This window comes from Microbulbifer maximicatervae (SeqCode) (assembly GCF_056231245.1).
Map to the genome: position 1 here is coordinate 3,926,797 of NZ_CP174334.1, position 12,313 is coordinate 3,939,109.

At 53.0% G+C, this 12,313-nt stretch carries 10 protein-coding genes; 4 read left to right on the top strand and 6 right to left on the bottom strand.

Annotation, left to right across the window (positions count from 1 at the left end; translation table 11 throughout):
• Nucleotides 1-228 precede the first annotated feature (228 nt).
• Nucleotides 229-1,392: an acyl-CoA desaturase gene (locus ACJJIS_RS17180; RefSeq protein ID WP_475708658.1), complete on the top strand. Its 1,164-nt coding sequence runs from the start codon at nt 229-231 to the stop codon at nt 1,390-1,392.
• A gap of 59 nt (nt 1,393-1,451) precedes the next feature.
• Here the strand turns inward: ACJJIS_RS17180 and ACJJIS_RS17185 are convergent, their stop codons facing one another.
• The 6 genes from ACJJIS_RS17185 to ACJJIS_RS17210 form a co-directional block, all read right to left on the bottom strand.
• Nucleotides 1,452-2,447: an alpha-L-glutamate ligase-like protein gene (locus tag ACJJIS_RS17185; RefSeq protein WP_444892899.1), complete on the bottom strand. Its 996-nt coding sequence runs from the start codon at nt 2,445-2,447 to the stop codon at nt 1,452-1,454.
• A gap of 8 nt (nt 2,448-2,455) precedes the next feature.
• A complete protein-coding gene (locus ACJJIS_RS17190; protein WP_108731979.1) occupies nt 2,456-3,988 on the bottom strand; it encodes an inactive transglutaminase family protein in 1,533 nt (510 codons plus the stop codon).
• A gap of 55 nt (nt 3,989-4,043) precedes the next feature.
• On the bottom strand, nt 4,044-4,727 hold the full coding sequence (locus ACJJIS_RS17195) for an ATP-dependent zinc protease family protein (RefSeq protein ID WP_413664553.1): 684 nt from the start codon (nt 4,725-4,727) through the stop codon (nt 4,044-4,046).
• Nucleotides 4,728-4,959: 232 nt separating this feature from the next.
• Nucleotides 4,960-5,283, bottom strand: coding sequence for a YqcC family protein (locus ACJJIS_RS17200; RefSeq protein ID WP_475708659.1), 324 nt, complete (start codon nt 5,281-5,283; stop codon nt 4,960-4,962).
• Between the two features lie 91 nt (nt 5,284-5,374).
• Nucleotides 5,375-7,510 (bottom strand): ATP-dependent DNA helicase DinG, encoded by a 2,136-nt coding sequence (gene dinG / locus ACJJIS_RS17205; protein WP_475708660.1) that lies wholly within the window; start codon nt 7,508-7,510, stop codon nt 5,375-5,377.
• A gap of 92 nt (nt 7,511-7,602) precedes the next feature.
• Complete coding sequence (locus ACJJIS_RS17210) at nt 7,603-8,772, bottom strand: 1-acyl-sn-glycerol-3-phosphate acyltransferase (protein ID WP_413664551.1); 1,170 nt, start codon at nt 8,770-8,772, stop codon at nt 7,603-7,605.
• A gap of 313 nt (nt 8,773-9,085) precedes the next feature.
• Between ACJJIS_RS17210 and nhaC the strand changes: the two genes are divergently transcribed.
• From nhaC to ACJJIS_RS17225, 3 genes are all read left to right on the top strand, one after another.
• Nucleotides 9,086-10,552 (top strand): Na+/H+ antiporter NhaC, encoded by a 1,467-nt coding sequence (gene nhaC, locus ACJJIS_RS17215; RefSeq protein WP_413665846.1) that lies wholly within the window; start codon nt 9,086-9,088, stop codon nt 10,550-10,552.
• 19 nt (nt 10,553-10,571) lie between these two features.
• Entirely contained in the window at nt 10,572-11,618 is a 1,047-nt protein-coding gene (locus tag ACJJIS_RS17220) for a DUF3549 family protein (protein WP_475708661.1), read from the top strand.
• Between the two features lie 464 nt (nt 11,619-12,082).
• Nucleotides 12,083-12,277, top strand: coding sequence for a hypothetical protein (locus ACJJIS_RS17225; RefSeq protein WP_157533369.1), 195 nt, complete (start codon nt 12,083-12,085; stop codon nt 12,275-12,277).
• Nucleotides 12,278-12,313 lie beyond the last annotated feature (36 nt).

The window sequence follows — 12,313 nt, forward strand, 5'->3', positions numbered from 1 at the left end:
GCAACCCTTATGCCAACTTTTAAAACAGCGTTTTTTAAGGCCTTAGCTTTCATACTCCAGCGCTTCTGTGGAATAGCGAACCAATGCGATCCTTCAGATGGCCAAAATGCACCAAAACAATGCACTCAAGTGAAAAGCTACGAAGAAAAAGTAAAATCTGGCCAAAGGAAATACTTCCACCCCTCTCTCAAAATAGTCATGGGCAATCCTCAATAAAGGGGGCCTGCTATGAACGCAACTCCTCTAAGTTCCAGCAATCAGCGAAAACGTTTTTGGATTCCCACAATTTTATTTGCCAGCACAGGTTTGTTAGCACTTACCGCAGTACCGATTTATGGATTTGTCTACGGGTACCACTGGTATCAATGGCTTGCATTTGCCATTTTTGGTGCACTTTGCAGCTTTTCTATAGCAGCAGGAAATCACAGGTTGTGGTCACACAAAAGCTACGAAGCCCACTGGTCAATTCGACTTTTATTTATTTTATTCAGTGCGGCAGCCATGCAAAACACCACTTTAAATTGGTGTGCAAGCCATAGATACCATCATCAATTTATCGACGATAACAATCGAGACCCCTATTCAGCAGGGCGCGGCTTCTGGTTCTCCCATATGGACTGGATGATGCACGAATATCCCAGCAGTTATCTCGATTACAAAAATGTTAAGGATCTTCAAAGGGACAAGTTGGTAATGTGGCAACACAATAACTATGTTCCCATCATTATCGCCATGAACCTTGGCCTACCTATAATCTTGGGGATCATTACTGGAGACGTTCTCGGTATGGTTTTGCTGGCCGGAGTATTGCGCCTTGTGGTTAATCATCACACTACTTTTATGATTAACTCATTTGGACATTTATGGGGCCGACGCCCCTATAAGGGATCAATCAGCGCAAGAGATAACGCTTTCCTCAACCTATTTGTATTTGGCGAGGGTTATCACAATTATCACCACACCTTTCAGATAGATTATCGAAGTGGTATTCGCTGGTTCCAGTATGACCCTACCAAATGGTTGATCAAATCATTGAGCCTTGTTGGACTCACCTATAATTTAAGGGTTGCTCCACCTATTCAGATCCAAAAAGTAAAGGTAGAGCAGCTTTTCAAACAAGCCAGGGAGAAAATTGAAAAGACTAAAGATAAAGAGAGCTGGCAAGAGATTCTGGAAAGTGAGGCTCGTGGATTCGCCAAGTTATTGAAGAACTGGAAATCCCTTCAATTTTTACGCCATGGAGAAAAACATGGTCAGCCACCCAGCGAGTGGGAACTCACTTCGATCCAAACGAAAATCCAAGAACTTGAATATGGACTCAAAATGCAAGGAAAGCGGCTAAAAACTCTAATTGAAAAAATTCGATCAATCGAAGGGGCGACCACCCCCTAACCAGGCAATAAGTATTGCTTTGCAAGATAATAAAATCGATAAACTATTAGCGGACTTTCCTAGTCGCTGGCAAATTTGCGCATGGAAAATGCCACCCGTTCATCCACATTTTTCCTGAACATTTCTTCATCAAATTTTTCGATAAAGCCCAAGCGCTCGCGCAAGCCAACACCATTGGCGATTTGGATTGCCAATCCCGGGCGCGCATTAGCCTCCAATAAGAGCGGGCCACGTTCACGATCCAGGACAATGTCACAGCCTAAATAACCCAGCCCGGTCATTTCGTAACAGCTTGCCGCCAAGCGGACCAACTCGTACCAACCTGGTACCTGCAATGCATCGAAAGGCACTTCAGTATCCGGGTGCTGGTCAATTCGCAACCCGCGCATTACCGCATGACAACTTTTGCCCGTGGCCAGGTCGATACCAACACCTACAGCGCCCTGGTGCAAATTGGCTTTACCATCTGAGGCGTGGGTTGAGCAGCGCAGCATGGCCATCACCGGATAACCGCGAAAAACAATAACCCGCACATCAGGCACACCCTCAACAGAGTAGCGATCGAAGACCGGGTCAAAGTCCACCAGGGCCTCCACCATCACCCTGTCGGGTTTGCCACCGAGACTGTAGAGGCCGCTGTGAATATTGCTCACGTGCCGCAAGATATCCAGCGCATCAATTTCAGCACCGGATATCTTTTTATATTTGTCACCATTGCGACCGGCAATAACGAGAATACCTTTACCACCCGAGCCCCGTGCCGGCTTGATAACAAACTGCCATAGAGGGTCAATCACCTCCATAACTCGCTTGCGGCTGGCAGGGCTTTCAAATGCCTCGATCAGCTCGGGCACAGGAATTCCCGCTTTTTTAGCCGCGCGCTTAGTGTTTAGCTTGTCGTCGACGATGGGATATTTTTTGCGATCGTTATAGCGCGCAATATAGTCAATATTACGCGCATTCATCCCCAACACCCCCATGCGGCGCAGGGTCAGCGGAGATACCACTCCGCCGCGAACTTTATTGAAGATATGCTTAACTGAAAATTGCAGCATAACGCCCCCTAGCGAACCAGCGGACGGAAACGCATCAACTCACTGAGTCGATATCCGGTGTAGTTGCCCACCACCAGAATAAAGGCCAGCAATACCAACAGTAACTCGGGGAAGTTGAACGTCCAATGCTCAATATAGCGGTTGGTCATTACCCACCAAGCCAGTATCGCCACTAACAAACTGCCCCCGGACTGCACCACCACCTCGTAGGGACCATCCTCCTCCCACACAATCGACATACGCTCGATAGTCCAGGCAAGGATAATCATCGGGAAGAATGTCACTGTGAGAGCCTGCTCAATGCCCAGCTTATAGCTGACCACACTGATTGCCCCCATTATTATCACCACCGTCACCACGACGGCGGCGATCCTCGATACCAATAGCAAATTGAGCCTACTGAGATAGAACCTCACCCAAAGGCCGAGGATCAGGATCAAAGTAAAAATCGCTAAACCGGTAATCAGCTGGGTTTCGATAAAGGCAATTGCCAGCAGTACCGGCATAAAGGTACCGGAGGTGCGCAGACCTACAAACACACGCAGCAGCACCACCACCAGGGCTCCCACAGGCACCAGCAGAATCAGCTTGAAAATACTCTGCTGCTCAATGGGCAAACTGTAGATCGAGAAATCCACCAGCGCATCTTTCTCATCTTTGGTGCTGCGCATAGAGACATCGCGAGCGGGGACATCATTGGCAATCACAGAGAAAGTCACTTGGGAGTTACGACCGCCCTCAAGATCTAAAAGACTCTTGCCGCCGCGCTGCCAAATAAAGAAATTTTCCGGCACACCAGGCTGGCCACTGCTGGGTTCAAACACGATCCAACGCTTGCCATCATAGACCTCAAGCAGATCTTCTGGAGATAGTCGACGTCGATCATCCTCCAGGTAGAGGCCGCGAATACGGTGGGCGGGGATATCGGCTGTGGCCAGTACAAGCAAGGCAACATCCACGAAAGAGCGGTCAGCGTAATGACGGAAGATCAGGTTGCGATCCTGATTTTCATCGTCATTCAATTCGAATAGTAACTGGGTAGTGAGAGATTCCACATCAGAAGAGCGCTCGCGGGCCTGCTCAACCAGGGAGTAAATCGCCAAGCGCACCGCTTCTTGCTCACGGGCCCCCAGGAAGGGTTTTTGTATCTCAGTGCTCAGATCCAGAGGCTGCGCCAGCGCAGCACCGGGACGCTGGTAGACATCCAGCTGATAGAAGAGAGATTGGGGGCCTCTTGCGGCCCGGCGAGACCAAATGGCCCGATAGGCATCATCTTCTCTCGCGATATAGAAACCAAAACCGGAGGAGCTGAAGGTCTCCCCCAGTATTTCCATATTGCGCTGCTCGCGCGGGAGGGTCAGTGCGGCCTTCACCGGACCGCCATCGGCATCGAAGCCCACTTTTGCTTCGATGGTCCACACGGTGCGGTACTCACCCGGCAACAGCGGAAAACCCAACTCGAGGTTTTTATAGGCGGTCAGGCCTGCTCCTACCAATGCGAGTAACGCCGCAATTACATAAACTTGGACACGCGGCGACATTCGCCATTCCCCGTAACTCTGAGGTCCCAATTAGGAACCCAATTGGATAACTGGCCTATTTAACCCCGTCTATTTGGGGTTGGCCCTGGACATTGCGCCGGCTCACATCGACAACAGCGGCATCTTTGAGGAAGTTGCGTCCCAGCAGCATCAATAGATCAGAGCCGCCCTCATCGGTCAGGTTAACTTCGACTTGGTGGGTTATACGCCCAACGGTCAGGTTAAGCTCCACTACCGGCCTGCGCTGATTATCAAAGCCCAGGCGCTCCACTCGAACATGGCGTTTTATCGGCAGCTCTACCGAAACCGGGTCCATTTTGCTCGACTGAACAATCTGGAACCTGATCCAGTCCCTGCCATCCCGCTCGAACGGAGTCAGCTTCCTGACCCGCAGTGTGGAGGTTGGTGAACCTGTATCGACAACGGATTCCAGGATCAGGCCGGGAGGCTCTATGGCCACTTCTTCTACCGACCCCAAAACCAGCTTATCTTTGGCAACGGGCACTTCGACTACTTTTTCTACAGTTCGTTCGATTACCCGCTCAACAACCTTCACTTCCGGTTCCGCACAAATCACTTCCGCAGGCTCTGGGCACTGCATTGCAGAATCAGGTGATTCTACCGGTGGTGCAACTTCCGCTGGTTGAGCGGCCCTGTCCCGCCCCGGATACATCAGTGACTCACAACCGGCGAGCACCGAAAGCGTCAACATTAACCACAGAAGGGAAAATCTCTGCATACCGACCAATTACCTCAAGCCCCATTAGCAATGCCATTCGGACCGCTACAAACGCGCGGTGTTCGCTTATCTGACGGAGAAATTGCTCCCCGCCTCAGGCAAAAGCTCGATATTAGCTCATGAGCGCGGCCACTGCACAGCGATGTCCGCCGAGTCGCGGGACTCAACACTAACAATGTGACATGCCGCCCAGAGTGATTGGGAGCACCGGGCTCAGGGAATCAGAAGCTGGTTAGCCCCGCTGCAGGCGCTGATCGATAGTCTCCAAAATAGCCAGCAATGCCGCAGCATCATCCCGCCCCTTGAAGAACTCCTCGGCAACCGGAGCAATACCACACTGGCCCGGCAGGGGCATCTCCCCTTCAATCAGGACCTGCATACGCGGCAAAAAAATAAATTGAAGCCACTGGGGCAAGGTCAAAGTATCCACACAAAATGGCTCGGTGCTGGCCAGGGCTTCTGCAGGCGGCGCATTATCCTGCCAAACCTGCAGGCTGCGCAGTTCGGACTCGAGGAACAGGAGCTGATCAGCGATTTCAGAATAAATAGGTTGCATAACTCATAGAACCTTCACATTTACAGCCGTGATAATACGCAATAGCCACCTGCCCAATCTGAGTAACAGCGCAAATACGACCAAAGATTTTCTAAATTTTTCGATTAAAGGGCGGCAGTGAATTGAGTATTGCCTGACCATAGCGACGGGTAACCACCCGGCGATCCAGCAAAGTGACTGTGCCGCTGTCCCCTTCTGCCCGCAGTAAGCGCCCGCAGGCCTGCACCAATTTTAGGGCTGCATCCGGCACTGTGATTTGCATAAATGGATTGCCGCCCTTAGCTTCAATCCACTCCGCCAGCGCCGCCTCAATCGGATCATCGGGCACCGCGAAAGGCAGTTTCGCAATAACCACGTGGCGGCAGTAGTCACCAGGCAAGTCCAATCCCTCGGCAAAACTTGCAAGCCCGAACAGGATACTGCTGCCACCGCCATCGATAATCTCACGGTGGCTATCCAGCAACTGCTGGCGGGATTGCTGCCCCTGCATCAGGATTCGGTTGCGCCAGGTACCAGGGAGCGCCTCGTAAACCGTCTCCATCTGGCGCCGGGAGGAAAACAGCACCAGAGCGCCACCCTCCCCTTTCAACAGATCTGGCAACGCATCGATAATGGCGTCTGTGTGTTGCTCTGCATTGCCCGCATCTACAGCTTCCGGGGGCACTTGCAGTGTTGCACGGGAAAAATCGAAAGGACTCGGCACCACCTGATAGCTGGCATTGTCCGGAGTACCGGCACGCATTTGCAAACGATCAAATTTCCCCAAAGCTGTGAGTGTGGCCGAAGTCAGTACCGCGCCGTAACAGCGGCGCCACAAGCTGTACTCCAGGGTTTTGCCTGCGAGTATCGGTGAGCTGCAAACCTCAAAATCTGTGGAGCCGCCCCAGTCCACCAGGGTGACCCAGCGCGCCTGGGGCAATGCGCCATCAGCATCGGCACGGGCGTAATTCGCCCACAACAGAAGATTGGCCTCAGCGCGCCCATGCCAACTGCCCAACTGGGGGTACCAGCGCTCCAGATCTGCCAGGGGTACCGGCGAGTGGCCGTCCTCCATCATGCGTTGGGCGGTCTGCAACATCTTGCTGAGCAGGCTTTCCAACTCATCAAAGTCTTCCCGCAGCTTTTCCGCCAGCTGCGACATGGAATCGGGGATTACCCCACCTTCAAAGCGATGGCGGATGGTATTGCCCCGCTCATCTTCAAATTCACACAGCTCTTCAATCAGCGGCCACATCTGCTCCAACCCCTGCTTGGCAGAGGTGAGAACCGCCGGCAGTTGCTCGCCGCAGCGGTCGATCTGGGCGCCGTCACCAATCTCACCCAGCATCTGCCCCAGGGCCTTATTGGTTTGATCCAACCAGCCGGTGGAAGCCCCTACGCGGCTGTGGTGAGAGAAATGATTGAGGGCCTTTTCCGGTAGATGGTGAGCTTCATCAAGTACATAGATAGTCTCTTCCGGGGGCGGAAGAATCGCGCCACCACCCAGGGCCAGGTCCGCCAGCAACAGGTCGTGGTTGGCAACTATCACCGGTGTCTTGCCCAGGCTCTCTCGCGCTCGGAAGAAGCTGCAATTGGTGACATGGGGGCAGCGGCGGCCACTGCACTGGCGATGGTCAGTGGTAACCCGACTCCAATCATCCGTCTCAATCGTATCCGGCCAGTTATCCCGATCGCCATCCCAGGTACCCGATGTCAGGCTATCCGTCATCTTCTGGTAGAGAGCGACACTCTCCGCTTCCACCTGCGGGAGTTCATCTTCATAGAGACCAAGGGAAAGGCCGGTGCCGGAGGCAGAAAAGCTGGACAAGAGTTGATCCAACTTGGATAGGCAGAGATAGCGGCCACGGCCCTTCGCCAGGGCAAACTCAAATTTGAGCCCACTGTGACGAGCAACTTCTGGCAGGTCCTTGTGGATAATCTGTTCCTGCAGGGCCACCGTAGCGGTGGATATCACCAGGGTCTTGTCCTGGGCCTGGGCCAGGGGAATAGAGGCGAGAAGGTAAGCTACGGTTTTACCGGTACCCGTACCCGCTTCAACCACACAGATATGCTCGCCATCAGTCTTGTCGCTATCGCGCTCACCACTGGCATTCTGGGCGATGGAACCCAGGGAGCGGGCAATGGCGGCTACCATCAGCTTCTGCCCGTAGCGGGCTTTCAGCCCTCGGCCAGACAGAAATTGGCTATAGGCGCCCTGAATGGCGCTTTTGTGTTTTTCGTTGAGCACGGGGGTGAGGTCTATTCACTAAGTGGCTGGCGCAGGGGGCGCTATTATCCACTAAGCGCCCTCTCCCCACCAGCTTCTGAACTCAGCGGGCCTTACTCATAGGCGAGGCGAGATACCACGGGATTGGCGTAGGCCTGAATAGCCTTGTCGCGCCAGCGCTCATCGACCCGAGCCATGCGCGCTTCAAACTTCTCCCGCTCTTCTTTATGTGCAGCGGGGTCCCAGGCTTTAGCCGGATATCCCACCGGTAATTGCGGAACCTCACCGTAAACCATCTCGTAGGCAATCATATTGGATGGATGCAATGTGTAGTTGCCGATAACCTGGCGATCTATTTCTTCAGCCAGGCTGTTTACATCGTTAAAATCACCTTCAATCGGCGTGCCGAAGGCGGCATGTACACGGCCTTTGTGACCGACAATGCCCTTACCAATCGAGGCCAAGTCCTCGTTTTTACCCTTCTTGTACTCGTCCTTGTGCTCGGTAACGTAAATTTCCTTGGCCTTCTGTGCATCACAGGGGTCCCATTCGTAGGAAATAGACACCGGAACAATGTGCAACTTGCGCCAAAAATCGGCAAAGGGCGTTTCCCGGTCCTTAGTCATGGCGAACATGGCGCAGAGTGCTGGATTGGTGCGATCCAGGCCATCTTTGGCGCGCCCGGAACGCTGTGCGATCCACACATGCTCGTTATCGTTGACGATGGAGTGATAGATGTAATTGGACAACTGGGTTGCTGCCTGCAGCTTTTCCCGGCGACTGCCCGAGCTGCGCACCACAGTGAAGCACTTGTTCAACTTCATCAGGTCGCTGGCAAACTGCTTGCTGAGCAGGTTGTCTCCAATCGCAATGCGGGAGGTCTCATGCCCTTCGCGGAACATCGCCTGAATCATCAGCGCCGGGTCCATAGCGATGTCGCGGTGATTACTGACAAACAGGCAGGCGCGATCCCTGGGCAGGGTGTCCAGACCAGAAATGCTCAGGCCGGAGGTGGTGCGCTTGATCACCTTCTCCATATATTTGCCGACAATCTCTTGAAGATCCCGCACATTGCGAACATTGCGCAGTTCAAAGCGCAGAAACTGACGTACCAACCAGGCGACGGCGCCCTCCAGCTGAGCCAGTTTGGGGACAAGGAAATGCGCCGCTGCATGGGACATTTCCGGGTCGGCAATTAGCCTTTTGATAACCTCGCGCACTTCATCATCGCGATAGGGGCGCATATCCTCGAATTGAGAGGGGTCTAACTCACTTGCTCTCATGAAATACTACCTGTCGGACCTGCCTCAGACGGCCCGCACTTATTTATTTTGCGGCTGGATCAGCCGGGACTACTGGGCGCAGAACATACCGGAAGCGTCGACGAACTGCCAGCACTGGACCCGACCAGATAGTTGACCGCAGTGATAAATCCGGTTTCGACGACCAGGTCAACGCCAAAATACAGCGATGGTGCGATGATACAAAGTGGACTTCACCGCCCCAAGCTATGAGAATAAGGCTATTAACCGCCGCCGACGGCAAAACAACGATAACGAATACGGCGCTAGCCACGCAGTCAAGCAGGAGTTCACCTTGTCTCAATCCAACCCCAGCTCAGAGCCGCGCGCTCCCAGCTTAACGGACGCCCTGATCCCTCTCGGGATTCTCGTCGCCCTGTTGTCACTATCCGTATATTTCTACGGTGCAGACTCCTCCTACGGTCCCAATCAAATAGCGTTACTGCTCTGTGCCTGCGTTGTGGCCCTAATGGGGATGAAGAACGGACACAGCTGGAACGACATGGAAGGTGGGATGCTCCACGGCATTGGCCTGGTATTTGGCGCTATTCTGATCCTACTGTCTGTAGGTGCACTTATCGGTAGCTGGATTCTGGCCGGCACAGTGCCTTCAATGATCTATTACGGCGTGCAGATTCTGTCGCCACAGTGGTTCTACGCCGCCAGCTGTATTATTTGTGCCGTAGTAGGACTGAGTATTGGCTCCAGCTGGACCACAGCGGGCACCTTGGGTGTGGCACTGATGGGAATTGCCGGCGCTCTGGGCCTATCCCTTGAGGTCACTGCCGGAGCGGTAATCTCTGGCGCCTACTTCGGCGATAAGATGTCTCCGCTATCTGACACTACCAACGTGGCCGCAGCGGTAACATCCAATGATCTGTTCCAGCATATTCGCCATATGATGTCCACAGCGATCCCGGCCTTCGCGATCGCCCTGGCGGTTTTCGCTTTCCTGGGTTTTACCTCTGAAGCCAGTTCTGCCTCCGCAACTGATATCGAATCATTGCTCACCGCCCTTAGCAGTGAGTTCAAAATTTCCCTGGTTAGCCTGCTGCCTTTGATCTTGTTGCTGGCAATGGCTTGGCGCAAAGTCCCCGCTTTCCCAACATTGATCATCGGCTCCCTGGTTGGCTGTGCCATCGCACTGATTTTCGAACCGGAAGCCGCCCGTCGACTCGGTGGTGGTGAAGGTGCTTTAGCCCCCCTGAAGGGCGCTTGGTACAGCCTGTTCGACGGCTATAAGTCCACTTCCACCAACGAGAACGTGGCTGCATTGCTGTCCAAAGGTGGTATGAGCAGCATGCTCAACACCGTATGGCTGATCACCTCCGCCATGGCCTTCGGCGGCGCTATGGAGCGGGCCGGATTCCTACAGGTCATCGTCCAGGGAGTTTTGTCACTGGTTAAAACTGTGGGTGGCCTGGTAACTGCCACCGTATTCACCTGCTTTGGCATGAACCTGGCCGCTGGCGATCAGTACATGGCGATTATTATTCCGGGCCGTATGTTCCGCGAAGCCTTCAAGGAAAAGGGCCTACACGGGCTTAACTTGTCTCGTACCCTCGAGGATTCCGGCACCATCACCTCTGTGCTGATTCCCTGGAATACTTGTGGTGCCTTTATGGCGGCAACGCTGGGTATTGCTACCTGGGAGTATTTACCTTTTGCCCTATTCAATATTATCTGCCCTCTGTTGGCGATCGCCTATGGCTGGCTGCACTTTAAACAGAAGCCCATTTCTGTAGCGGCTACGGCATCTTAAGGAAATAGACAAAACCCCTATGAGTGAAAGCGGTACCCTAAGCGCCCTGATCGAGCAGGCTGACTTCAAATTGCGCTGGTTCGATCTGGGCCGGCGCTTGCAGTCGGTTTCGAAATCCACTGCGGCATCCTTCGAAGCAGGTCTGGCTCCCTGGCCACACCCATACTTGCGCCAGGCCTGGACGGGCCTGCTGCTGCAACCAGCCGAAGGCGGTGAACCCATCGTCTGGTTCCTGCGCTTTCCGCTGGACGAGCAGGGCAAGCTGCAACTTCAAGCCCGAGATGGATTACTTCGCGCTCTGGCACAGGAACTCAAGCAGGGACCCGCTTCTGAATCTGCTGCGCAGCTGGACCAGCTGCTGCAGCAAAGTGGCTTGCTGTTTACCCCATCAACTGAGCGGCAGGCAGCATTTCACTCCCAAACAGCGCTTCTGCTGGGCCGCCAGCCCAGCGAACATTACGAGCCTGTCCTGCGCTATTTTGGCGACCCGGAAAATCACCGCTGGGACAACCTTGCGCTGCAAGGGATTGCCGACTTGGCCGTGCGCTGGGAAAAAGAAAGCACTTTGCTAATGCGCCAGATTGGAAAAGTCGCGGCTCCGGTTTTTATTAACATTTGCCATTGCCTGGAAAACCAGCCGGTCGACCACCGTCTTGCAGCAGCCATTATTGAGCGAGCAGAGCAAGAACTGACCGCAAACACGCCGGATATCTCGGTGGCCGCTGCTGCTATCAGGGGTATCTCTCACTCACCAGCCACAGGATTGCGACAGGCATTTATACAGTCACTTTTGGCTGAAGATGCCAGCAACCGGAATAAAGAAGTCCTGGCCGCAATAGGCAGTCGCTGCGTCCAAGATTTGGAAGGACAAGAATTGGCCGCACAGTGGGTTGGCAAGCTGGCCGATGCCGCTGACCAGCAGACTTTTAACTTACTGCTTTCCGATTTAATGTTCATTCCGAAAGTGCGAATCGCCCTATTGAGTGCTCTCCGTGACCCGGCAAGAAAAGAAAGTCTCGCAGTAGCCTTTGGCAATTTTTTGCACGGACCCAAACCGACACACTGAAGGCCTAAAGATAACGCCTCAGCTGGTGCTCCCTCACCCATTAAAGCTACTTTCACGAGTGAGAATTTTTAACAGAAAAAACTCTTACTCGTGAAACCATTTTCTTTGCATCGCAAAAAAACTCCCCAATCCATCAAGCGGCATTGTCAGCCACAATAATAATTCTTAGAGTCTGCCTCAAAACTGGCGAGATCAGTTTCAGCGCGTAGATTAAACAACCGAAATTCACCATAAAAAACGGTCAGCACAAATCACATTTTTTAAAAAACCCCTTATTTAAGTAGTTTTTTAAAATAAATTGGCGCACCTCTTTTCATAACTTGATCATTGACAGACATTTAAACCCAACGCCTATTACACTCAAATAGGCGGTACCTTTGTAGAACAGATTTTACAAAGCTGACCAACAGGTGACGTTTTATTGGCTATGCTAATGGCTAACATCAACGGAAAGGAGTTAGGGGATGAATTTCACTCCAGCCAAGTACTTAATTGGAATTATCAGTGCACTGGTTCTTGCAGGTTGCTGTAGCCCTCCGGCACCTCCAGCTTACTGCCCACCCGGCGCTGAACAAATTCCTCTATCCATGGCTTGTCCTGCAGATGCCGACTGCTGGATGGCTTCCGACAGAGTGCGCTGCATGAAGGTGGTCAAGTAAAATCTTTTTCTTGCCCGACAGCGTGGTGATTCATAC